The following is a 21,207-nucleotide window of genomic DNA, read 5'->3' as shown; positions in this document are numbered from 1 at the left end:
TTGTTCCTTCATGCCACAGATTGGCGTGATTTAGCCGCAGGCGCCGATGGCGCCACGGCCTGTTCTGAGGAGTACGCATGGCTGTCTACAACTACGACGTGGTGGTGTTGGGTTCCGGCCCGGCGGGGGAAGGCGCGGCAATGAACGCCGCCAAGGCAGGACGCAAGGTGGCGATGGTCGACAGCCGTCGCCAGGTCGGCGGCAACTGCACTCACTTGGGCACCATCCCGTCCAAGGCACTGCGTCACTCGGTCCGGCAGATCATGCAGTTCAACACCAACCCGATGTTCCGGGCGATTGGTGAGCCGCGCTGGTTTTCGTTCCCGGACGTGCTGAAAAGCGCCGAGAAAGTCATCTCCAAACAAGTCGCTTCGCGCACTGGCTACTACGCCCGTAACCGCGTCGACGTGTTCTTCGGCACCGGCAGCTTCGCCGACGAGCAAACCATCGAAGTGGTCTGCGCCAACGGCGTGGTCGAAAAACTGGTGGCCAAGCACATCATCATCGCCACCGGCTCGCGCCCGTATCGCCCGGCCGACATCGATTTCCATCACCCGCGTATCTACGATAGCGACACCATCCTCAGCCTCGGCCACACCCCGCGCAAACTCATCGTTTACGGCGCCGGCGTGATCGGTTGCGAATACGCGTCGATCTTCAGTGGCCTGGGTGTATTGGTTGAACTGGTAGACAACCGCGGTCAGTTGCTGAGCTTCCTCGACTCGGAAATTTCCCAGGCGTTGAGCTACCACTTCAGCAACAACAACATCACGGTTCGCCACAACGAAGACTACGACCGCGTCGAAGGCGTGGACAACGGCGTGATCCTGCATCTGAAATCCGGCAAGAAGATCAAGGCCGACGCTTTGCTCTGGTGCAACGGCCGGACCGGCAACACCGATCAACTGGGTCTGGAAAACATCGGCGTCAAGGTCAACAGCCGTGGCCAGATCGAAGTCGACGAAAACTACCGCACCGGCATCCAGAACATCTATGGCGCCGGTGACGTGATTGGCTGGCCAAGCCTTGCCAGTGCCGCCCACGACCAGGGCCGTTCGGCTGCTGGCAGCATCGTCGACAACGGTAGCTGGCGCTTTGTGAATGACGTGCCGACCGGCATCTACACCATTCCGGAGATCAGCTCGATCGGCAAGAACGAACAGGAGCTGACCCAGGCCAAAGTGCCGTACGAAGTGGGCAAGGCGTTCTTCAAGAGCATGGCGCGTGCGCAGATCGCCGGCGAGCCGCAAGGCATGCTGAAGATCCTGTTCCACCGTGAAACCCTGGAAGTGCTGGGCGTTCACTGCTTCGGTTATCAGGCGTCGGAGATCGTGCACATCGGTCAGGCGATCATGAACCAGCCGGGCGAGCTGAACACCCTGAAGTACTTCGTCAACACCACGTTCAACTACCCGACCATGGCCGAAGCCTATCGGGTAGCGGCGTACGACGGCCTCAACCGGCTTTTTTGAGCGGCTCCGGCCGGTGGCCTGAGCCGGCCGGGGAGACCGATTTCAGCAATTCTCGAGCGTGGCAGTGGCCAAACCGGGAAAGTCTGTAATCAGGCTGTCAACGCCGAAGTCGGCGAGTCTGCGCATCAGCGCGGGCTCGTTGACTGTCCAAACCGACACATGCAATCCCTGACGCTGCGCCTTCTCCAGGCGTTCCGGCGTGCACAGGGTCCAGTTCAGCGCCAGAATCTCACAGCCATAGCTTGCCGCGACCTTCAATGGGTCGAGCCAGGCGTATTCGGCCACCAATCCGCGGGACACGTCCGGCACCAGGTCCAGCGCGGCTTTCAGCACTTCACGGGAACTCGACGTGATCGTCACCTTGTCCAGCAAGCCATGGCGTTGCGCCATTTCGCGAATCCCCAACACGGTTGTCGCGGCGCGGGTGCGTGAGGCGCTTTTGACTTCCAGTTGCCAGTGATCGAAGTCGCATTGCTCGAACAATTGTTCCAGCGTCGGGATCGGGCACGGCTTGATCCAGCCCGGGCCACCCTTGCGTGCGTCGTAGGTCACCAATTCTGCTGCGGTGTGTTCGGCGACCTTGCCGCGACGGTCGGTGGTGCGCTTGAGGGTCGGGTCGTGGATGACCATCAGCTCGCCGTCCATGGACAGGTGCAAGTCCAGTTCGCAACGGCGCACGCCGTGTTTGAGACATTCCTGAAAACTGGTCAGGGTGTTTTCCGGTGCTTCGCCCTTGGCGCCGCGATGGCCGTAGATGAGGGTCACGGTTCTTCCTTAATTTAAATGCCTGATTCGAGTTGGTCGCGGGCCAGGCGTCGCTCCTGGGCCTGCTTCTGCAAGATGTAGCGGGCCAGCAGTTGCCGCTGTGCGTCGGTCGGGTGTTCGAACTCGGTACCGACGTCGTAACCATCGCCCTTGCGGTCGCAATGAGTCACCCGAGCCCGCAGCAACAGGCCCAGGGCTTGCGGCATCAACACCAGTTTGACCGACAGGTGAGCCCCGGCGGCAAAAGGTGTTGGATGCTGAAACTCGATACCGCCCTCGGAGATGATCACCGGCTGCGGCTCGCCGATCTGCCCGAGCACGGTGATGGCGATCACCTGGCTCAGCAGATCGATACGTTTATTCTGGGATTTCAGGAACGCCGCGAGGTTCCGGTCGCGCTCGCTGATCTGGCGCAGCAGGTGTTGCGACTCGAATTCGCTCAGGTGCAATTCGCTGAGCACGTTGAAGAGTGGGGAAGCATCCTGCAACACTTCCTGGCCTGCGGCTTCGGGAGCGGACAGGGGCCGAATTTCCAGTGCGATCGTGTCCTCGATACGGTAGTATTCGCGGCGATCTTCTTCATCTAATGTCGACATGGCGAACCCATGGTAGCGGCGGTGGTCTGAGTGTAAAGCTGGTTATCGACCCCCGCCACAAGGACGTTCCTTTTCCCTCCGAACAAGCCCCGACATGTTCAGACCTCTCTTCGTATTTATCGGCACGCGTTATACCCGTGCAAAGCGTCGCAATCATTTTGTGTCATTCATTTCCCTGACTTCTATGATCGGGCTCGCCCTTGGCGTGGTCGTGATGATCGTGGTGCTGTCGGTGATGAACGGCTTCGATCATGAGATGCGCACCCGCGTGCTGGGCATGGTGCCCCACGCGACCATCGAATCCGGCGAGCCGATCAACGATTGGCAAAGCCTCGCCACCAAGGTCAAGCAGAACCCGCAGGTGACGGCCGTGGCGCCGTTCACGCAAATGCAGGGTTTGCTGACCAACAACGGCAAAGTCTCGAAAGTCCTGCTCAATGCCATCGACCCGGCGCAAGAACGCCAGGTGTCGATCATTGATAACTTCATGCAGCAGGGCAAACTCGACGACCTGGTGCCGGGCGAGTTCGGCATCGTCATCGGCGACAAGGCGGCTGCCAAACTCGGCGCGGCCATCGGCGACAAGCTGACCTTCGTCGCGCCGGAAGTCACCGTGACCCCGGCCGGGATGTTCCCGCGCATGAAGCGCTTTACTGTGGTCGGCATCTTCCATGTCGGCGCCGGCGAGCTCGACGGTTACCTCGGCATCACCAATCTTCAAGATCTGGCGCGCTTGCACCGCTGGAAACCCGATCAGGTCCAGGGGATTCGCCTGAAGTTCGACGACCTGTTCCAGGCGCCACGCACCGCGTGGAACATCGCTCGCGAACTCGGCGAAGATCGTTACTACGCCCGCGACTGGACCCGCACCCACGGTAACCTGTACCAGGCGATCCGCATGGAAAAAGCCATGATCGGCCTGCTGTTGCTGCTGATCGTTGCCGTCGCTGCGTTCAACATCATTTCCACGCTGGTGATGGTGGTGAACGACAAGAAGGGCGACATCGCGATCCTGCGCACCCTCGGCGCCACGCCCGGCACGATCATGCGCACGTTCATGGTCCAGGGCACGGTGATTGGTGTGGTCGGTACGGCCATCGGTGCCGTGGTCGGGATCTTCGCCGCGTTGAATGTCAGTGCCGCGATCTCGGCCCTCGAAGGTCTGATCGGGCACAAATTCCTCAACGCCGACGTGTACTTCATCGATTACCTGCCGTCGCAAGTGCAGAGCCAGGACGTTGTGATGGTCTGCTCTGCGGCGTTGGTCCTGAGTTTCCTCGCCACCCTGTATCCAGCCTGGCGTGCCGCGCGCACCCAGCCTGCGGAGGCGCTACGTTATGAGTGAGTCGGGCATGAGTGATAAAGCAATCTTGAGCTGCCGCAGCCTGGGCAAGTCCTACGAGGAAGGCCCGGAGTCGGTGGAAGTGTTGGCCGGTCTGCAACTGGAGTTGCACCCGGGTGAGCGTGTGGCGATTGTCGGCAAGTCGGGCTCGGGCAAAAGCACTTTGCTCAACTTGCTCGGCGGCCTTGATACGCCGACCCAGGGCAGCGTCTGGCTCGACGGTGAAGAACTCTCGGCGCTGAGCGAGAAGAAACGCGGCCTGCTGCGTAACCGCGCCCTCGGCTTCGTGTACCAGTTCCACCACTTGCTGCCGGAATTCACCGCGCTGGAAAACGTCTGCATGCCGCTGTTGATCGGCAAGACTGCCATCCCGGAAGCGCGCAAGCGTGCAACGGCGCTGCTGGAGCGGGTAGGCCTGGGCCATCGGCTGGAGCACAAACCGGCGGAACTGTCCGGTGGCGAGCGTCAGCGCGTGGCCATTGCCCGTGCTCTGGTGAACAATCCAGGCCTGGTGATGCTCGACGAGCCGACCGGCAACCTCGACTCCCACACCGCCCAGGGCATTCAGGATTTGATGCTGGAACTCAGCACTTCGATGCGCACGGCGTTCCTGGTGGTGACCCACGACATGAACCTGGCCCGCCAGATGGACCGCGTCCTGCATTTGCAGGAAGGTTGCCTGACACCCATTTGATTGGCCGAAACCCGGCGTACTGAAAGGTACGTCGGGTCTTTTATTTTTATACGGTGCCCCAGCGAATGTTCAGACCGTTATCGATCTTTATCGGCACGCGCTATACCCGCGCCAAGCGTCGCAATCGCTTTGTTTCCTTCATCTCGATGACCTCGATGATCGGCCTCGCCCTCGGCGTGTTGGCAATGATCGTGGTGTTGTCGGTGATGAACGGCTTCCAACGGGAAATGAGCTCGCGAATTCTCGGCATGGTGCCGCACGCGACCATCGTCGGCGTTAACCCGATCAGTGACTGGCAGCCCGTTGCGGCGGCCGCGATGAAAAATCCGCAAGTGACGGCGGCCGTGCCGTTCACCGAGATGGAAGGCATGCTCTCCTACAAAGGCACGATGCAGCCGATCCAGGTCAGCGGCGTTGATCCGGCGCTGGAAGGCCAGGTGTCGATCGTCGCCAAGCACATCGTCCAGGGGCGTCTCGATGCCTTGAAACCGGGCGAGTTTGGCGTGGTGATCGGCGAGATCACGGCGCGACGCTTTCGCTTGAACGTCGGCGACAAGATCACCCTGATCGTGCCGGAAGTCAGCACCGCGCCGGGCGGGATTACCCCGCGCATGCAGCGCTTGAACGTGGTCGGTGTGTTCAAGGTCGGCGCCGAGCTGGACGGGTCGATGGCGTTGATCCACGTTGCCGATGCCGCGCAGATGCAGCATTGGGAGCCGAACCAGGTGCAGAGCGTGCGTCTGGCGGTGAAGGACTTGTATGCCGCACCGCAAGTGTCGAGCGACATCGCCACCGGCCTGGGCGCCGCCTACAAGGCTGACGACTGGACTCACACTCAGGGCAGTCTGTTCAGCGCAATGAAAATGGAAAAAACCATGATCGGCCTGCTGTTGCTGATGATCGTCGCGGTGGCGGCGTTCAACATCATCGCGACCCTGATCATGGTGGTGAACGACAAAGGCGCGGACATCGCGATCCTGCGTACCATCGGCGCCACGCCACGGCAGATCATGGCGATCTTCATGGTGCAGGGCACGGTGATCGGGATTGTCGGCACCTTGATCGGTGGCGTACTCGGCGTGATTGCCGCACTGAACGTCAGCCAGATCGTGGGCTGGATCGAGCGGGTCAGCGGGCAGCACATCTTCAGTTCCGACGTGTATTTCGTCAGCAACTTGCCGTCTGAATTGCAGGGTGCGGATGTGGCGTTGATTTGTTCGGCGGGGTTTGTGTTGAGTTTCCTGGCGACGGTTTACCCGGCGTGGCGAGCGGCGAAGATCGAGCCGGCTCATGCGCTGAGATATTCGTAACCTTTAGGCCGCTATCGCTGGCAAGCCAGCTCCTACAGGGTTTTCAGTCGCTCACACATGGGTGATTCAACCCGGACATTGTGGGAGCTGGCTTGCCAGCGATGAGGCCGGACCTGCCGGCCTCAATCTCCTTTTGGCAACTCAATCACAAACCTGGTCCATCCATCAGCCGATTCGCAATGAATCCGCCCTCCATGGGCGCGGACAATCGACTGGGTAATCGCCAGCCCCAAACCCGCATGCTCACTGCTGCCTTCATGGCGTGCCGGATCGGCCCGGTAGAAGCGATCGAACAGGCGTGGCAACAACTCTGCGGAAATCCCGGCCCCACTATTTTCAACCGTCAGCTTCAACCCTTTGGGCTGATCGACGATCCGCACCCGAACCTCACCTTTGGTCGGCGTAAACCGCATTGCATTGTCCAGCAAATTGGACAACGCCCGCCGCAACATGCTGCGGTCGCCCTCGACGCGTGCCTTTCCCTCGCGGCTCAAAGTCACTTGAGCGTCCTCAGCCAACGGCGCAAAGAACTCCAGCAACACGTCCGCTTCTTCTGCCAGTTCCAGCCATTCGCGTTTGGGCATCAGCAACCCGTGGTCAGCCTTGGCCAGATACAGCATGTCGTTGACCAGTTGTGCCATCCACTGCAGTTCTTCGAGGTTGCTGTGCAGCGCTTCGCGGTAATCCTCAATGGCGCGTGGGCGGGTGAGAGTGACTTGGGTGTGGGTCAGCAAATTCGAGAGCGGCGTGCGCAGTTCATGGGCAATGTCGGCAGAGAACGCCGAGAGCCGCTGAAAAGAGTCGTCAAGGCGTCCGAGCATGGCGTTGAAGTGGTGGGCCATTTCCGCAAGCTCCGGCGGCATGTCCGCTTCGGGCAGGCGGGCGTTGAGTGATTGCGCCGAAACGCCGCTGGCAATCGCACTCATGCGCCGCAACGGCCGCAACCCGCTGCGCGCCGCCCAGGCACCGAGCAGGGCGGTGGCCAGGGCCGACAGGCCGACCGTCAGCCAGATCAGGTGCTGCATGCGTTGCAGGAAGTGCTGGTGATGGGTGATGTCCAGCAGCAGGGTCAATTGCGGGGAGTCAGGCTTGTCGACAAACAGCGGTGCATTCAGGACGCGATAGTCGGTGCCGTCGTCGTTGAGGGTCGACAGGCCAGACTGTTGTGGGAGCTGATCGGGCAAGCTTGCGGAGCTGTCATACCAGCGCTGGCCGTCGCTGCCGGTGATTCGCAAGGAAAGATCCGCTTGCCGGCTCAATTCGTCGGCCAGTTTGACTTGGCTTTCGCTCGACTGGATGTCGTGAAGCGCCCGGCGCAGGCCAATCAACTTGCCATCCAGCAGTTGCTGATCGAGTTCTATGAAGTGTGCCTCGCTGGCGCGACTGAACAGCACCCCGGCGAACAACGACACCACCGCCGTGCAGGCGGCAAACAGCAGCGCCAGACGAGTGCTTAACGAAAGGCGCGGCATCAGGCAGGACGCTCTTCGAGGACATAACCCATGCCGCGCACGGTGTGGATTAGCTTGTTGGGGAATTCGTCGTCGATCTTCAGGCGCAAACGGCGGATCGCCACTTCGATGACGTTGGTGTCACTGTCGAAATTCATGTCCCAGACCTGGGAGGCTATCAGCGATTTGGGTAGCACTTCGCCCTGGCGACGCAGGAGCATTTCCAGCAAGGCGAATTCCTTGGCGGTCAGGTCGATGCGCTGGCCGCTGCGCTCCACCCGGCGGCGGATCAGATCCAGGCGCAGGTCGGCCAGTTGCAGGCTGGTTTCCTGAGGTGTGGTGCTGCCACGACGCAACAGGCTGCGAACCCGGGCCAGCAGTTCGGAGAAGGCGAATGGCTTGACCAGATAGTCGTCGGCACCCAGTTCCAGGCCGTGAACCCTGTCCTCCACGGCATCTTTTGCGGTAAGAAACAGTACCGGCGTGTCCAGACCGGCACTGCGCACCGCTTGCAGGATCTGCCAGCCATCGCGTCCGGGCAGCATCACATCGAGAATCAACAGCGCGTAATCGCCGCTCAAGGCCAAGTGCTGGCCGGTGCTGCCATCGGCCACCAGTTCGGTGTTGAAACCGGCCTCGGTCAAGCCCTGGCGCAGGTAGTGGCCGGTTTTCGGTTGGTCTTCGACGATCAGCAATTTCATGGGCGACTCGGCTCAATGGAACGACAGCTTTATACCGTGGGCGACGACGGTACAGGCCAACCTGACAAAGTTGTAATCTGCCTGTCAGGTTACGGGCAGTGGCGCCAGTTTAGAGTTTTCCGCAGGCTGAACCTTATCTTGTTGGAGTACGACGATGTTTTTGCGCAAATCTTTGCTTGGGGTGGCTTGTTCGTTGGTGTTGAGTTCGCCGGTGTGGGCCGCCCCGGCGCATACCTACGATTTCGGCCAACCCGCTGCGGCGGCCAAGGCGACTCGCAGTGTTGAAGTGGTGATGGGCGACATGTCATTCACCCCGAAGGCCATTGATATCAAGGCCGGTGAGACGATTCGTTTTGTGCTGGTGAATAAAGGCCAGTTGCTGCACGAATTCAACCTCGGTGACGCAGCGATGCATGCCAAACACCAGCAGGAAATGTTGCAGATGCAACAAAGCGGCATGCTGACGCCTACAGGCGTGAAGGAAATGGACCACGGCTCCATGGCTGGCATGGATCACGGTTCCATGGCCCATGGCATGAAGCACGACGACCCCAATAGCGTGTTGGTGGCGCCGGGCAAAACCGCTGAGTTGACCTGGACCTTCAGCAAGGCCACCAACCTGGAGTTTGCCTGCAACATTCCCGGCCATTACCAGGCAGGCATGGTCGGCAAATTGACTGTCAGTCAGTAAGCACTCAAAGGCGGGAGCAAAGGCTGATAGAATCCGCTGATTCTTCAGTCAGGTTTCCGCCATGCATCCCGCAGCCGAACATTCGCCGCTGGGCAAATCCAGCGAATACATCGCCACTTACACGCCGTCTCTGCTGTTCCCGATCCCGCGTACCGCGAAGTGGGCCGAGCTGGGTCTGACGGCTGAAACACTGCCTTACAAAGGCGTGGACTTCTGGAACTGCTTCGAACTGTCGTGGCTGTTGCCGTCGGGTAAACCGGTGGTGGCGATCGGCGAATTCAGCATTCCGGCGGATTCGCCGAACATCATCGAATCGAAGTCGTTCAAGCTGTACCTCAACTCCTTGAACCAGACGCCATTTGCCGACACCGCGAGCCTCGAAGCGACGCTGGTGAAAGACCTGTCGGCCGCCGCCGGCAAACCGGTCGGCGTGCGCATCCGCAGTCTGAAAAACGTCGAAGCCGAAGGCGTCGTGGCATTGCCTGGCGTGTGCATCGATGAGTTGGATATCAGCGTCAGCAATTACGAACACCCGCGTCCGGAACTGCTGCGTTGCGATGATTCGCGGATTGTCGAAGAGAGCGTGCACAGCCATTTGCTCAAATCCAATTGCCCGGTCACCAGTCAGCCGGACTGGGGCAGCGTGGCGGTGGAGTACCGCGGCGCGGCGCTGGATCATGCGAGTTTGCTGGAGTACATCGTCAGCTTCCGCCAGCATTCGGACTTCCATGAACAATGCGTGGAGCGGATTTTCCTCGATCTGCAGCGGTTGCTGAAACCGGAGAAACTGACGGTTTATGCGCGTTATGTGCGGCGCGGCGGGTTGGATATCAATCCGTATCGCAGTACTGAAGAAGTGCAGCTGCCGAACCATCGTCTGGTTCGTCAATAGGATCAAAATCAAAAGATCGCAGCCTTCGGTAGCTCCTACATTGGAATGTGTTTCCCTGTAGGAACTGCCGCAGGCTGCGATCTTGGCGATTTACCAAACACTCAATGAAAAGCCCTGCTATCACTAGCAGGGCTTTTTTGTATCCGGTGGGTTCAGATTCCCATGCTGTGCAGGGCCGTGCCAATCCGGCGCAGGGCGTCGGCGAGGGTCGGGTGTTCGAGTTCGAAGCGTTCGACGGCCAGATTGACGTTATCGGCGAGGTTGGTGTCCTGGATCTTGGTTTCGAGCTCAAGCTCAAGTTCGATCTGTTGCATCAGCGTGTGCAGGTCTTCGCGCTCGGATTCGGACAGCGGAGGATTCTGTTCCAATTGCTCGCGCAGGGCATTGAGCTGTTCTTGCAGTTCGCGGGCAGGCATGGCGTTCTTCCTTTTATCGATAGGCACTGGCATAGACCGCGGCGGCGCGCCAAAGATCTATGGCTTACCTAAGATTAATCCACTCCCGCGTAACCTGCATGATCTCCATCAGGGCTTTTCGCCTTTGAGTCGGCGCAGTTGAATATCGGCCAGGCAGTTGTCGAGTTCACCAAGGTGATCGATCACCGAGTGCACGCCCAGGCCGAATAGCTTGACCGTTGCCTTGCCGCGCTTGAGGTCGCGTTCCTGTTGGGTTAATGCCTGCCATTCGCCGGGCGACAGGCCGCAGAGCGAGCCGCAGGACGCCAATCCGATCGTCCACAACCCGGCGTTGAGCCCCGATTGCAGCAAGAGCGGCTCACCGCTGACCAGCACGCAGCCATCCAAGCGCTCGACGTTCAGCGCCATCAGCGCTTGCCAGCACGCATTCGGTGCTGGCCACGGATTGATTGTTGCAAGGTGTTGCGAAGGTTTGATCCATTCCGGCAAGGCAGAAGCGAGGGAATGGCTAAGGTCCGGCGCAAGATCATCAAGCCAGGCGCACGGGATCTGCTGGCGCTGCAAACTGTGCAGGGTATCCAGGGCGCCAGGAGTGACCTCGCCGTGGTCGGTCGACTGGCCGCCGTGCAAACGCGCTCGTGCACCGAAATCCACCAGGCAACCACTGAGGCCGAACAGCACGGCAGTCAGGTTCAGGGCGGTTTGAGGCAAGGCTTCGGCGTGCGGCATATCAACGTCCTTGAAATAGGCTCGAGGCTAAAGGGGCAGGGTGACAGTTGAATGACACGGATGTGAATCGCTCACATTCAACGAGAATCCTCCGCAGGGCTACCCGGGCGATGCTGCCTAAAGCGGCGTTTCCGTCTTATACTAGCGGTCTTTGCGCCCGGCCGAGTGCCTGGCGACGGTACATTCCAAGGAGTTTTTTTATGCGCTGGAGCAATGATCTGGCTCGGTTTTGTGTATGCGCCAGCGTACTGCTGGTTCCGTTCGCTGCTCAGGCAGCATCGGAAGATGATCCTTGGGAAAGCGTCAACCGCCCGATCTACAAGTTCAACGACGTGATCGACACCTATGCGCTGAAGCCTTTGGCCCAGGGCTACCAGTTTGTGACGCCGCAGTTTCTTGAAGACGGTATCCACAACATGTTCCGCAACGTCGGCGACGTGACCAACCTCGCCAACGATATATTGCAGGCCAAACCTGCTGCGGCAGGCGTCGACACCGCGCGTTTGATCTTCAACACTACCTTCGGCCTGCTGGGCTTCTTCGATGTGGGTACCAAAATGGGCCTGCAACGCAACGACGAAGACTTCGGCCAGACCCTCGGTTACTGGGGCATGGGCAGCGGCCCGTACGTGATGCTGCCACTGCTCGGCCCAAGCACCTTGCGTGATGCGCCTTCGAAATTCGTCGACGGTTACACCGGCCCGTATCGCTATATCAACGATGTGCCGGTGCGTAACTCGATTTTCGGCCTGAACATTGTCGATACCCGCGCCAACCTGCTGTCTTCCGAGAAGCTGATCACCGGCGACAAATACATCTTCATTCGCAACGCTTACCTGCAGAACCGCGAATTCAAGGTGAAAGATGGCCAGGTAGAAGACGATTTTTAAATCCTGACCGGTATAACGAAAAAAAGCGGCCATTGAGCCGCTTTTTTCGTTTGAGGCAGGGTTAATTCATCTTCAAGATTGTAAGGCCGAGTTTCTGAATTCCACCGACTTGTTCCTTCACCCACACCACTTCGGTGTCGGCTTCGAGCCCCTTGAGCGCAGCGTATTCGGATTCGATACGCACGCTGAGTCGGTTACCGACCTCAAACAAACGCGGTGCCTGCAGCTGCATGCCACTGCTGGAAAGGTCGATGCAGACGGCTGCAACCTCATCTCCTTGATGAATCAGCGACACATCGGCATCAACCCGCATGCGGATGAAATCGCGCTTTTCACTGTAGTCCCGATCGGTTCGGCTCATGGGTTTGATCCTTCCATTGGGTTACGGTTTTGATTGTTCTTATAACTCCCGGTGCTTTGACAAGTGTAGACGTCAAGCGACCATCGGCGTGAGCTTGAAACGCCTCGCGGATGGGAGTACCGTCTGCGCCTTAGAAGGGCACCTCTGGTGTACGTGTGTGTAGGGCAAATGCTCGAAAGCGGTGCGACAGAGAGGCTAGAAAGCGAATCCAGTAGTGTGAGCCGGGCCAAAGCCCGAGCCGCTACGCCAACCTAATTCTGGCGCCGTTTGCCCACATGCCAAAAACCAGTGCCACGCTGCTGATAATCGATGATGACGAAGTAGTGCGCGCGAGCCTCGCCGCCTATTTGGAAGACAGTGGTTTCAGCGTCTTGCAGGCCAGCAATGGTCAGCAGGGTCTTCAGGTATTCGAGCAAGAGAAGCCCGACTTGGTCATCTGCGATCTGCGCATGCCGCAGATGGGTGGGCTCGAACTCATTCGCCAGGTCACCGAGCGGTCCCCGCAAACGCCTGTGATTGTGGTGTCGGGTGCCGGCGTGATGAACGACGCGGTCGAGGCGCTGCGCCTGGGCGCGGCGGACTACCTGATCAAGCCTCTCGAAGATCTGGCGGTGCTCGAGCACTCTGTGCGTCGGGCCCTGGATCGTGCGCGCCTGCTGCTGGAAAACCAGCGCTACCGCGAGAAGCTGGAAAAAGCCAACCGCGAGCTCGCCGCCAGCCTGAACCTGCTCCAGGAAGACCAGAACGCCGGTCGCCAGGTGCAGATGAACATGTTGCCGGTCAGTCCCTGGGCTATCGATGATTTCAAATTTGCCCACCAGATCATCCCGTCGCTGTATTTGTCGGGTGATTTTGTCGATTACTTCCGCGTCGACGAGCGCCGGGTAGCGTTCTACCTGGCGGACGTTTCCGGGCATGGCGCTTCTTCAGCCTTCGTCACCGTGCTGCTGAAATTCATGACCACGCGCTTGCTGTTCGAGTCCAAACGCAGCGGTACATTGCCGGAATTCAAGCCTTCAGAGGTTCTTGGTCATATCAACCGGGGCCTGATCAGTTGTAAGCTGGGCAAACACGTCACAATGGTCGGTGGAGTCATCGACGAGGAGACAGGTTTGTTGACCTATAGCATCGGCGGTCATTTGCCGTTGCCAGTGTTGTACACACCCGACAGTGTTCGTTATCTGGAAGGGCGTGGTCTGCCGGTGGGCCTCTTCAACGAAGCCACCTATGAAGACCACGTGCTGGAGCTGCCGCCGACGTTCAGCCTGACGCTGATGTCTGATGGCATTCTGGACCTTTTGCCAGAGCCCACACTCAAAGAAAAAGAAGCTGCGTTGCCCCAACGGGTCAAGGCAGCGGGCGGCAGCCTGGATGGTCTGCGGCAGGTTTTTGGATTGGCCACGCTAGGGGAGATGCCGGATGATATCGCCCTGTTGGTGTTGAGCAGGAATCTTTAATGAGTACCGGTAGAATCCAGTTCGCCGAGCAGGACGGCACCTTTGTCCTCAAGTTCGTCGGTGAAGTTCGCCTGACCCTGTGTTCGGCGTTGGATGCGACTATTGAGAAAATCTTCACCGCGATGAATTTCAACGCGATCGTGATTGATTTGACCGAAACCCGCAGCATCGACAGCACCACCCTCGGCCTGCTGGCCAAACTGTCGATCCTGTCGCGGCAAAAGGTCGGCCTGTTGCCGACCGTCGTCACCACCCACGACGATATCACTCGTCTGTTGCAGTCCATGGGTTTCGAGCAAGTCTTCAACATCGTAGACAAGCCAATCCCGTGCCCGGAATGCCTGGACGACTTGCCAGATCAGGATCAGTCGGAAGAAGTGGTGCGGATCAAAGTGCTTGAAGCGCACAAGATCCTCATGGGCCTGAACGATTCCAATCGTGAAGCGTTTCATGACCTGGTGAATGCCCTCGAGCGGCACTGATCCCTTGATCCGATGGTGCCTGTCCAGGTGCCATCGCCAGCAAGCCCAGAGATTTGATGTTCGACGCAGGCCCTTGCAGGAGCCGGCTTGCTGGCGATAGCGGCCATTCAGCCACCGAAGAACCGCCGCGAAGCCAACACAGCCTGGCAGACACAAAAAAGGGCGAACCCACCAAGGTTCGCCCTTTTTGCATTACACCAACTCAGATCACAGCTTGGCTTGCAACAACGCCTCGAGCTTTTCCTGATCGCGAGCAAACTGACGAATCCCCTCAGCCAGTTTCTCGGTCGCCATGGCGTCTTCGTTCGACAACCAGCGGAACTGCGCTTCGTTCAAGCTCAAACGCGCTTCACCGGCATGACCTGGCGCCAGTTTACGTTCCAGCTTGCCAGTATCAGCGGCCAGCTTGTCGATCAGATCCGGGCTGATGGTCAGGCGGTCGCAACCGGCCAAGTGCTCGATCTGGCTCAAGTTGCGGAAGCTCGCGCCCATTACCACGGTCTTGTAGTCATTGGCCTTGTAGTAGTTGTAGATGCGCGTCACCGACTGCACGCCCGGATCATCCGCGCCGGTGTAGTCGTTGCCGTTGGCTTTCTTGTACCAGTCGTAGATACGGCCCACGAACGGCGAAATCAGGAACACCCCGGCGTCGGCACAAGCGGCAGCCTGAGCGAAGGAGAACAGCAGGGTCAGGTTGGTCTGGATGCCTTCCTTCTCCAGGATTTCGGCAGCGCGGATGCCTTCCCAAGTGGAGGCGATCTTGATCAGCACGCGGTCGCGGCCAATGCCGGCCTTTTCATACAGCTCGATCAGACGGTGCGCACGCTTCAATACGGCGTCAGTGTCGAACGACAGGCGCGCATCCACTTCGGTGGAAATACGTCCAGGGATCACTTTCAGAATTTCTTGCCCCACCGCGACGCCGAAACGGTCGCTGGCCAGGCCCACATCGCCCTTGCAGTCGCTGACGCAAGCGTTCAACAACTCGGCGTAAGCAGGAATGGCGGCTGCCTTGAGCAGCAGGGAAGGGTTGGTGGTCGCGTCCACCGGTTTAACGCGAGCGATCGCTTCGAAGTCGCCAGTGTCGGCAACGACGGTGGTCATTTGTTTAAGTTGTTCCAGCTTGGAAGTCATGGGAGTGCTCTGTCCTGTGGGTCTGATGACATTACCCGAGCGCTGACAGCCACTCAAGGGTACGAACGTGTATCGATGGTCCCAGCGGCAACAACCTGAAAACGGCTGTTTGAAAGGCGGGGCGCGGTATCGGTAAATACGATGCCAAAACAGACCACAGGTTCAAAGCAACTGACCGTCAGCGCCCTTCAAGCAACTCCGCCGCCTGATCCAGCAACACCAATGGCTCTTTGGCCTTGTGGATATCCACCGACAACAACTGCCGAAACTTGCGCGCCCCCGGGAAACCGGTGCCCAGTCCCAGCACATGCCGAGTGATGTGGTGCATCGAACCGCCCGCCTCAATGTGCGCAGCAATGTAAGGCCGCAATTGCGCCAGCGCCTCGGCGCGAGTGATCACCGGCGCCGTGCTGCCGAACAACTGCTGATCCACTTCAGCCATCACATAAGGGTTGTGATACGCCTCGCGACCGAGCATCACACCGTCAAACGTCTGCAAATGCTCGTGACAGGCTTCCAGCGTCTTGATCCCGCCGTTAAGAATGATCTCCAGTTCCGGGAAATCCGCCTTCAACCGCGCCGCCACGTCATACCGCAGGGGCGGAATGTCGCGGTTCTCCTTCGGCGACAACCCCTCCAAAATCGCAATCCGCGCATGCACGGTAAAACTCGTGCACCCGGCGTCCCGCACCGTACCGACGAAATCACACAACTCCTCGTAACTGTCCCGGCCATTGATGCCGATGCGATGCTTCACCGTCACCGGAATCGACACCGCATCCCGCATCGCCTTGACACAATCGGCCACCAACTGCGGATGCCCCATCAGGCACGCACCGATCATGTTGTTCTGCACCCGATCACTCGGGCAGCCGACGTTCAAGTTCACTTCGTCGTAACCGTGGTCCTGAGCCATGCGCGCGCAGGCCGCCAAGTCCAGCGGGACGCTACCGCCGAGTTGCAGCGCGAGCGGGTGTTCGGCTTCGTTGTGGCGCAGGAAACGTTCGTGGTCGCCGTTGAGGAGCGCACCGGTGGTGACCATTTCGGTGTAGAGCAGGGCGTTTTTTGATAGCAGGCGCAGGAAGAAACGGCAGTGACGGTCAGTCCAATCCATCATCGGGGCGACGGAGAAGCGGCGGGAGAGCGGGGCGGGGGTTGTCGCGGTCATCAGGGGCATTGGCGTTCTGGGATGGGTGAGGCTGAGAGGGATGGGAGTTTATCAGGAATGGAAGTGGAGAGGGTCTAAGGGGCGTCCGTGCAGGGCGCCCCTTTTTGGCGTCAGGACGGTTCAGCATCCATGCGTCACGCTATGACATCCAGCACATCGCAGCCATCGCGCAGAGGGATGGAGCACAGCAATGCGAAGTCGCTGAGGATGACGGAGTCGGTGCTGATTTCGCCGCGCATGGCGAGGTTTTCGAGAACCTGCGTCACGGCGCTGATTCGGTAGCTGGCGCTGCTGAGCAGTGAGTGCAGGGGTTGTGTGGTGTTGACGTAAAAGGAGGGGAGATCGTCGGCGTTGCTGGTTAAAGCAATAAATTCTTTCATGAGTGATTCCTTGTATTGAGGTGAACTACCACTCAGTGTCGCCAAACAAGGGGTGGCAGCTGTACGCAGGTTGGCGAACCGGGACAAGGTAAACCGGCAGACCCGAGGGTCTCCCACGCACAGCCACCAAAAACAGGTAACCAAGTGCGTTCCGAAACACTCCGAGATAGCTGGGAGGTTCCTCTACTTTGTCATCGAGTCGCCAAACCCGATGCGCCAATGGGGCGCATTCGGACTATAGGCCTCGTGACAAAAACGCAGCAACAGCGAAGTGTACGGACAATTCCTATCGTCGTGTAGGACCGTGCTGTTTTTGCACAAATACCTCGATCTTCAAAAAATACGCCACACCTGAACCAACGCTGTCACCGATCAAAGTTTCACGATCCCCGTTTCGCCGGCAGCCTAGGATGAACGCACAAGACCCAGCCACCGCGCACCCACCCACAGGAACTAAAAAAAATGACCTCAAACCTGATCAAAGTCTCGCTAATCGCCGGTGCTTTGCTGTTGAGCGCCTGTTCGGGTGTGAGTTCTCATAGCAATTACTCAGCGCAATCCGTTCCCTCCGCCGGATTTGGCCCGGGGCCAACCAACACCAGCCCGAACAAAATGAATTTCCATGGCAGTGCGCTGGGCAACAGCTTCGGCGAGTACAGCTCAGGGTTGCTGCACGACGATTGAGTTTGATGGGCGTGTGACGTCTGTAGGAGCCGGCTTGCTGGCGATTGCGGTGGCTCAGCCAACATCGGTGTCAACCGCCAAATCGCGATCGCCAGCAAGCCGGCTCCTACAGGTTTGCGTTCGCAATTCGCACGCCTGAGCGTTACTTCGCGTCAGGCACTGCCACCCATTGCCCCAGAATCTTCTGGTAATTACCCGTCACCTTGGCCAGATGCAGCCACTGATCGACGTACAACTTCCAGGTCATGTCATCACGCGGCAGCAGATAAGCCTTTTCACCGTATTGCATATATTGCGTTGGGTTGACCGCGCACAGTCCCGGTTTGAGTTTCTGCTGGTACATCGCTTCCGAAGCGTCGGTGATCATCACGTCTGCCTTCTTGTTCAGCAGCTCCTGGAAGATGGTCACGTTGTCGTGAAGGCTCAATTGCGCCTTGGGCAGGAAGGCGTGAACGAAAGCTTCGTTGGTGCCGCCAGCGGGTTCAACCAGGCGAACCGAAGGCTGGTTGATCTGCTCGACGGTTTGATACAACGCCTGATCTTCGCAGCGCACCAGCGGGATTTTGCCGTCGACGTCCAGCGTAGTGCTGAAGAAGGCTTTTTTCTGTCGTTCGAGGGTGACCGAAATGCCGCCCATGCCAATGTCGCATTTGCCCGCGAGCATGTCGGGCATCAGGGTTTTCCAGGTGGTGGGCACCCACTCGACCTTGACGCCCAGGCTGTCGGCCAGTGAGCGGGCCATCGCGATATCGATGCCCGAGTATTCGCCGTCTTCGGCCTTGGAGGTATAGGGTTTGTAGTCGCCCGTCGTGCAGACGCGCAGTTGGCCTTGTTGAATGACGCTATCCAGATGCGAGGGGACTTCCTGTGCCTGCGTGCCAAAAGATAAAGCGAACAGGCCACCGAGCAGCATTACGCTTGTGCTGTTTTTCATTGTTATCGGGCTTTTGTGATGGGTGGTTGAGAGGGGAGTGTAGTGAAACAAGTTCTCAACCGTCATCACACGCGTTACTGGCGTTTAGTAATCTTTTCCGACGATGCCACCGTACCGCTCCCACAATTGATGTAGGAAGAAGACTTCAGCCAACGCTGATCCGGATAGTAGGAAAACAGCAATTGCCCGTCCTTCATCGAGTCAATCAGGCGGTGGGCAATTGCTGGCCTGACTGCCGGACAACCCAGGCTTCTGCCGATCCGGCCGTTGGCGCGTGCCAGGACGGGGCTGACGTACGGTGCGCCGTGAATGACGATTGCCCGGTCAAACGCGTTATCGTTGAAGCCGGGCTCCAAGCCTTCCATGCGCAACGAGTAGCCGTTCTGGCCGCGGTAGCTTTCCTGGGTGCGGAAGAGTCCAAGGCTGGTGGCGTAGCTTTCGTTCTGGTTGGAGAACAGGGTGGCCATGTTTTCGCCGCTGTTGCGGCCATGTGCGACAAGTTCGTGGAAAAGTAATTTGCGCTTTTTCAAATCGAATACCCACAGACGTTGTTCAGTCGAGGGCAGGGAGTAATCGATCACTGCTAATCTCTGCGCCGGGGCTGCGCCTTGGGCGCGGGTGCACTGTGTTGCGCGCACTGCCAGGGCGATAACCTTGGCATTTGCATTCGGAGCGGCTTTGGCCAGAGCGATTTCCAGCGATTCGGCGTAGGCTGATGGCAGATAAGCCGACGTCGACAGCAGGGCTGTGAACAGGAAGCCAAAGCGGTGTAGCGCCATAAATGTGTCTCAACAGGAATAATTCGAGTCTAGCAGCGAATGGAACGCTAGCCTTTTGATTTGCGGGAGATTAAGGATTATCTATGGTGCAATTAACAAGGTTATTCGTCATAAGCCGCGTTTTTTTAATGGTCTTTCTGATCAGCGGCACTGCGATGGGTGAAACGTCGCCGATCGTGCCGGTAACTCCGGCAGTCAATGAGCTGAGCGCGGCGCCCGATGATGTTGTCGGCCAGGCGATTCAGGCGACGCTGGAACCTCTTCAATCGGCGTTTCCACCGTTGCTCACCTCACGCAAGCATCAGCGGGTGGATGTGAGCCGGGTGGTCATGGATTTCTATTCGCATCGCAACTACCGCGCAGCCTGGACGGATGGACGCGATGTCTCGCAATTGCTGAAAAGCCTGAATGACACTCAGATCGACGGCCTGGTCCCGGAAGATTTCCGCATTGCTGAGTTGGCTCAGGCGCAATTGTCCTTACAAGCCACTGCGCCGTCACCGGCTCAATTGGCGGCATTCGATCTCGCGGCAACCCGCACCTACATCACCGCCCTGTTGCAGTTGCGGCGGGGCAAAGTCGATCCGTCACGTCTGGATTTTCACTGGAACTTCGACCCGGTCGGTGTTGACCCCCGTGAGGATGTGAACAACTTCTTCGCCGCGCTCGATGCTCATGACGTTGCCAGCGGGTTTGCTCAGGCGCCGCCGCAAGAAACGGTCTATCGCAACATGCGTGATGGCCTGGCGCAGTTGCGTCGGGTTCGGGATGCGGGTGGCTGGCCGAAGATCGCCGAAGGGCAATCGCTCAAGCCTGGAATGGACGGTGCGGCGGTCGCGCAGTTGCGCACCCGATTGGTGGCCGGTGGTTACCTGACGCCGAGCAAAACCAAGCGAACCGATTACGATGCCAGCGTCATCGCCGCCGTGAAAAAATATCAAACCGAACAATACCTGGGCGCGGATGGCGTGGCGGGGAAGACAACGTTGGAAGCTCTCAATGTGCCCGTCGAGGCGCGGATCGATCAGGTCCGGGTGAACATGGAGCGGGCGCGTTGGTTGCTCTATAAGCTGCAAGGCACGTTTGTCGTCGTTGACATTGCCGGGTACAAAGTTGCGCTATACCGCGACGGTAAGCCGATCTGGCGATCCCGCGTGCAGGTCGGCAAGCCGTTTCGCAGCACGCCGGTGTTCCAGTCGGAAATCACCTACATCACCTTCAACCCCACCTGGACCGTGCCGCCGACGATTCTGGTCAAGGATATGCTGCCCAAGATTCAACAGAATCCGGATTACCTGGCGGCGAACCGGATCCGGGCGCTCGATCGACAAGGCAATGAGCTTAATCCGTCGACCGTCGATTGGTACAACGCGCGCGGTATCACGTTGCGCCAGGACGCCGGCCCGGAAAACTCGCTGGGGCAGGTGGTGATTCGCTTCCCCAACGACTATGCGATTTACCTGCACGACACGCCGCACCGCGAGTTGTTCGCCAAGTCGATGCGCGCCACCAGTTCCGGATGCATTCGGGTGGAGAATCCGCTGCAGTTGGTCGAGCTGTTGTTCAACGACCCGGTGCGCTGGAACAGTGAGGGCATCCAGAAGCAGTTGGCCAAGGGTAAAACCGAAAACATCAGCCTGCCCGTGAAGGTGCCGGTGCTGTTGGCTTACTGGACCGTGGACTTGAGCAATGAGGGGCGAGTGACGTTCAAACCGGACGTTTACGGCTACGATTCTCCGGTGCTGCGCCAGTTGAACCTGCCGTCGAAACTGCCCGCGCTGGACTTGCCGCAGGCCGAAACGGTGCTGATGGTGACGGGGCAAGGCAAGCAGTAGCCAGTGATTGAAATGTACTCTGTGGCGAGGGAGCTTGCTCCCGC

At 58.9% G+C, this 21,207-nt stretch carries 23 protein-coding genes; 11 read left to right on the top strand and 12 right to left on the bottom strand.

The window, feature by feature from the left end:
* Nucleotides 1–77 precede the first annotated feature (77 nt).
* Nucleotides 78–1,472 carry a Si-specific NAD(P)(+) transhydrogenase gene (gene sthA, locus KGB21_RS01160; protein WP_034147884.1) on the top strand — a complete coding sequence of 465 codons (1,395 nt, stop codon included), beginning with the start codon at nt 78–80 and terminating at the stop codon, nt 1,470–1,472.
* Between the two features lie 42 nt (nt 1,473–1,514).
* Here sthA and KGB21_RS01155 read toward each other — a convergent pair whose 3' ends face one another.
* Together KGB21_RS01155 and KGB21_RS01150 are read right to left on the bottom strand one after the other, a co-directional pair.
* A complete protein-coding gene (locus KGB21_RS01155) occupies nt 1,515–2,237 on the bottom strand; it encodes a glycerophosphodiester phosphodiesterase (RefSeq protein WP_034147883.1) in 723 nt (240 codons plus the stop codon).
* Nucleotides 2,238–2,251: 14 nt separating this feature from the next.
* A complete protein-coding gene (locus tag KGB21_RS01150) occupies nt 2,252–2,833 on the bottom strand; it encodes a PilZ domain-containing protein (protein WP_223503173.1) in 582 nt (193 codons plus the stop codon).
* Between the two features lie 94 nt (nt 2,834–2,927).
* Here KGB21_RS01150 and KGB21_RS01145 point away from each other — a divergent pair, with 94 nt between their 5' ends.
* The 3 genes from KGB21_RS01145 (at nt 2,928) to KGB21_RS01135 (ending at nt 6,179) form a co-directional block, all read left to right on the top strand.
* Nucleotides 2,928–4,178, top strand: coding sequence for a lipoprotein-releasing ABC transporter permease subunit (locus KGB21_RS01145; RefSeq protein WP_223503171.1), 1,251 nt, complete (start codon nt 2,928–2,930; stop codon nt 4,176–4,178).
* A gap of 7 nt (nt 4,179–4,185) precedes the next feature.
* A complete protein-coding gene (lolD, locus tag KGB21_RS01140; protein ID WP_172435325.1) occupies nt 4,186–4,869 on the top strand; it encodes a lipoprotein-releasing ABC transporter ATP-binding protein LolD in 684 nt (227 codons plus the stop codon).
* Between the two features lie 65 nt (nt 4,870–4,934).
* Nucleotides 4,935–6,179 carry a lipoprotein-releasing ABC transporter permease subunit gene (locus tag KGB21_RS01135; protein WP_223503169.1) on the top strand — a complete coding sequence of 415 codons (1,245 nt, stop codon included), beginning with the start codon at nt 4,935–4,937 and terminating at the stop codon, nt 6,177–6,179.
* Between the two features lie 122 nt (nt 6,180–6,301).
* Here KGB21_RS01135 and KGB21_RS01130 read toward each other — a convergent pair whose 3' ends face one another.
* Nucleotides 6,302–7,651: a heavy metal sensor histidine kinase gene (locus tag KGB21_RS01130; protein ID WP_223503168.1), complete on the bottom strand. Its 1,350-nt coding sequence runs from the start codon at nt 7,649–7,651 to the stop codon at nt 6,302–6,304.
* Nucleotides 7,651–8,331 (bottom strand): heavy metal response regulator transcription factor, encoded by a 681-nt coding sequence (locus KGB21_RS01125; protein ID WP_034147877.1) that lies wholly within the window; start codon nt 8,329–8,331, stop codon nt 7,651–7,653. The genes KGB21_RS01130 and KGB21_RS01125 overlap by 1 nt, the downstream gene beginning before the upstream one ends.
* Before the next feature lie 154 nt (nt 8,332–8,485).
* Here KGB21_RS01125 and KGB21_RS01120 point away from each other — a divergent pair, with 154 nt between their 5' ends.
* Complete coding sequence (locus KGB21_RS01120) at nt 8,486–9,022, top strand: plastocyanin/azurin family copper-binding protein (RefSeq protein ID WP_034147876.1); 537 nt, start codon at nt 8,486–8,488, stop codon at nt 9,020–9,022.
* Nucleotides 9,023–9,083: 61 nt separating this feature from the next.
* Nucleotides 9,084–9,914 (top strand): NADPH-dependent 7-cyano-7-deazaguanine reductase QueF, encoded by an 831-nt coding sequence (gene queF, locus KGB21_RS01115; protein WP_223503167.1) that lies wholly within the window; start codon nt 9,084–9,086, stop codon nt 9,912–9,914.
* Between the two features lie 152 nt (nt 9,915–10,066).
* Here the strand turns inward: queF and KGB21_RS01110 are convergent, their stop codons facing one another.
* Complete coding sequence (locus KGB21_RS01110) at nt 10,067–10,330, bottom strand: DUF4404 family protein (RefSeq protein WP_034147874.1); 264 nt, start codon at nt 10,328–10,330, stop codon at nt 10,067–10,069.
* Between the two features lie 108 nt (nt 10,331–10,438).
* Entirely contained in the window at nt 10,439–11,059 is a 621-nt protein-coding gene (locus tag KGB21_RS01105; protein ID WP_223503165.1) for an HAD family phosphatase, read from the bottom strand.
* Between the two features lie 200 nt (nt 11,060–11,259).
* Here KGB21_RS01105 and KGB21_RS01100 point away from each other — a divergent pair, with 200 nt between their 5' ends.
* Nucleotides 11,260–11,949 (top strand): VacJ family lipoprotein, encoded by a 690-nt coding sequence (locus KGB21_RS01100; RefSeq protein WP_223503163.1) that lies wholly within the window; start codon nt 11,260–11,262, stop codon nt 11,947–11,949.
* Nucleotides 11,950–12,010: 61 nt separating this feature from the next.
* Here KGB21_RS01100 and KGB21_RS01095 read toward each other — a convergent pair whose 3' ends face one another.
* Nucleotides 12,011–12,310 (bottom strand): PilZ domain-containing protein, encoded by a 300-nt coding sequence (locus KGB21_RS01095; protein WP_034147871.1) that lies wholly within the window; start codon nt 12,308–12,310, stop codon nt 12,011–12,013.
* 275 nt (nt 12,311–12,585) lie between these two features.
* On the opposite strand from KGB21_RS01095, the gene rssB reads away from it, so the two are divergent.
* Together rssB and rssC are read left to right on the top strand one after the other, a co-directional pair.
* Entirely contained in the window at nt 12,586–13,767 is a 1,182-nt protein-coding gene (gene rssB / locus KGB21_RS01090) for a two-component system response regulator RssB (RefSeq protein ID WP_034147870.1), read from the top strand.
* Nucleotides 13,767–14,249, top strand: a complete 483-nt coding sequence (gene rssC, locus KGB21_RS01085; RefSeq protein ID WP_034147869.1) for an anti-sigma factor antagonist RssC — start codon at nt 13,767–13,769, stop codon at nt 14,247–14,249. The genes rssB and rssC overlap by 1 nt, the downstream gene beginning before the upstream one ends.
* A gap of 207 nt (nt 14,250–14,456) precedes the next feature.
* Here the strand turns inward: rssC and tal are convergent, their stop codons facing one another.
* The 3 genes from tal to KGB21_RS01070 form a co-directional block, all read right to left on the bottom strand.
* Nucleotides 14,457–15,383: a transaldolase gene (gene tal, locus KGB21_RS01080; protein ID WP_223503161.1), complete on the bottom strand. Its 927-nt coding sequence runs from the start codon at nt 15,381–15,383 to the stop codon at nt 14,457–14,459.
* Between the two features lie 178 nt (nt 15,384–15,561).
* Nucleotides 15,562–16,560, bottom strand: coding sequence for a tRNA dihydrouridine(20/20a) synthase DusA (gene dusA, locus KGB21_RS01075; protein WP_034147867.1), 999 nt, complete (start codon nt 16,558–16,560; stop codon nt 15,562–15,564).
* 125 nt (nt 16,561–16,685) lie between these two features.
* Complete coding sequence (locus tag KGB21_RS01070) at nt 16,686–16,931, bottom strand: short-chain dehydrogenase (RefSeq protein ID WP_223503160.1); 246 nt, start codon at nt 16,929–16,931, stop codon at nt 16,686–16,688.
* A 462-nt stretch (nt 16,932–17,393) separates the two neighbouring features.
* On the opposite strand from KGB21_RS01070, the gene KGB21_RS01065 reads away from it, so the two are divergent.
* Nucleotides 17,394–17,615 (top strand): hypothetical protein, encoded by a 222-nt coding sequence (locus KGB21_RS01065; RefSeq protein ID WP_034147865.1) that lies wholly within the window; start codon nt 17,394–17,396, stop codon nt 17,613–17,615.
* A gap of 142 nt (nt 17,616–17,757) precedes the next feature.
* Here KGB21_RS01065 and KGB21_RS01060 read toward each other — a convergent pair whose 3' ends face one another.
* Together KGB21_RS01060 and KGB21_RS01055 are read right to left on the bottom strand one after the other, a co-directional pair.
* Nucleotides 17,758–18,549 (bottom strand): transporter substrate-binding domain-containing protein, encoded by a 792-nt coding sequence (locus tag KGB21_RS01060; RefSeq protein ID WP_034147864.1) that lies wholly within the window; start codon nt 18,547–18,549, stop codon nt 17,758–17,760.
* A gap of 74 nt (nt 18,550–18,623) precedes the next feature.
* A complete protein-coding gene (locus KGB21_RS01055; RefSeq protein ID WP_034147863.1) occupies nt 18,624–19,328 on the bottom strand; it encodes a murein L,D-transpeptidase catalytic domain family protein in 705 nt (234 codons plus the stop codon).
* A gap of 83 nt (nt 19,329–19,411) precedes the next feature.
* On the opposite strand from KGB21_RS01055, the gene KGB21_RS01050 reads away from it, so the two are divergent.
* Nucleotides 19,412–21,163: a murein L,D-transpeptidase gene (locus KGB21_RS01050; RefSeq protein ID WP_223503158.1), complete on the top strand. Its 1,752-nt coding sequence runs from the start codon at nt 19,412–19,414 to the stop codon at nt 21,161–21,163.
* Nucleotides 21,164–21,207 lie beyond the last annotated feature (44 nt).

The organism is Pseudomonas sp. GL-RE-29 (genome assembly GCF_019947275.1).
GTDB classification, from domain to species: Bacteria; Pseudomonadota; Gammaproteobacteria; order Pseudomonadales; family Pseudomonadaceae; genus Aquipseudomonas; species Aquipseudomonas fluorescens_A.
Note: the sequence above shows the minus strand (reverse complement) of the source record. Positions and strands in the feature narration are given on the sequence as shown.

Coding starts and splice junctions, on each gene's coding strand:
- sthA (WP_034147884.1), top strand. CDS start 78: ATGGCTGTCTACAACTACGACGTGGTGGTGTTGGGTTCCGGCCCGGCG.
- KGB21_RS01150 (WP_223503173.1), bottom strand. CDS start 2,833: ATGTCGACATTAGATGAAGAAGATCGCCGCGAATACTACCGTATCGAG.
- KGB21_RS01145 (WP_223503171.1), top strand. CDS start 2,928: ATGTTCAGACCTCTCTTCGTATTTATCGGCACGCGTTATACCCGTGCA.
- lolD (WP_172435325.1), top strand. CDS start 4,186: ATGAGTGATAAAGCAATCTTGAGCTGCCGCAGCCTGGGCAAGTCCTAC.
- KGB21_RS01135 (WP_223503169.1), top strand. CDS start 4,935: ATGTTCAGACCGTTATCGATCTTTATCGGCACGCGCTATACCCGCGCC.
- KGB21_RS01130 (WP_223503168.1), bottom strand. CDS start 7,651: ATGCCGCGCCTTTCGTTAAGCACTCGTCTGGCGCTGCTGTTTGCCGCC.
- KGB21_RS01125 (WP_034147877.1), bottom strand. CDS start 8,331: ATGAAATTGCTGATCGTCGAAGACCAACCGAAAACCGGCCACTACCTG.
- KGB21_RS01120 (WP_034147876.1), top strand. CDS start 8,486: ATGTTTTTGCGCAAATCTTTGCTTGGGGTGGCTTGTTCGTTGGTGTTG.
- queF (WP_223503167.1), top strand. CDS start 9,084: ATGCATCCCGCAGCCGAACATTCGCCGCTGGGCAAATCCAGCGAATAC.
- KGB21_RS01110 (WP_034147874.1), bottom strand. CDS start 10,330: ATGCCTGCCCGCGAACTGCAAGAACAGCTCAATGCCCTGCGCGAGCAA.
- KGB21_RS01105 (WP_223503165.1), bottom strand. CDS start 11,059: ATGCCGCACGCCGAAGCCTTGCCTCAAACCGCCCTGAACCTGACTGCC.
- KGB21_RS01100 (WP_223503163.1), top strand. CDS start 11,260: ATGCGCTGGAGCAATGATCTGGCTCGGTTTTGTGTATGCGCCAGCGTA.
- KGB21_RS01095 (WP_034147871.1), bottom strand. CDS start 12,310: ATGAGCCGAACCGATCGGGACTACAGTGAAAAGCGCGATTTCATCCGC.
- rssB (WP_034147870.1), top strand. CDS start 12,586: ATGCCAAAAACCAGTGCCACGCTGCTGATAATCGATGATGACGAAGTA.
- rssC (WP_034147869.1), top strand. CDS start 13,767: ATGAGTACCGGTAGAATCCAGTTCGCCGAGCAGGACGGCACCTTTGTC.
- tal (WP_223503161.1), bottom strand. CDS start 15,383: ATGACTTCCAAGCTGGAACAACTTAAACAAATGACCACCGTCGTTGCC.
- dusA (WP_034147867.1), bottom strand. CDS start 16,560: ATGCCCCTGATGACCGCGACAACCCCCGCCCCGCTCTCCCGCCGCTTC.
- KGB21_RS01070 (WP_223503160.1), bottom strand. CDS start 16,931: ATGAAAGAATTTATTGCTTTAACCAGCAACGCCGACGATCTCCCCTCC.
- KGB21_RS01065 (WP_034147865.1), top strand. CDS start 17,394: ATGACCTCAAACCTGATCAAAGTCTCGCTAATCGCCGGTGCTTTGCTG.
- KGB21_RS01060 (WP_034147864.1), bottom strand. CDS start 18,549: ATGAAAAACAGCACAAGCGTAATGCTGCTCGGTGGCCTGTTCGCTTTA.
- KGB21_RS01055 (WP_034147863.1), bottom strand. CDS start 19,328: ATGGCGCTACACCGCTTTGGCTTCCTGTTCACAGCCCTGCTGTCGACG.
- KGB21_RS01050 (WP_223503158.1), top strand. CDS start 19,412: ATGGTGCAATTAACAAGGTTATTCGTCATAAGCCGCGTTTTTTTAATG.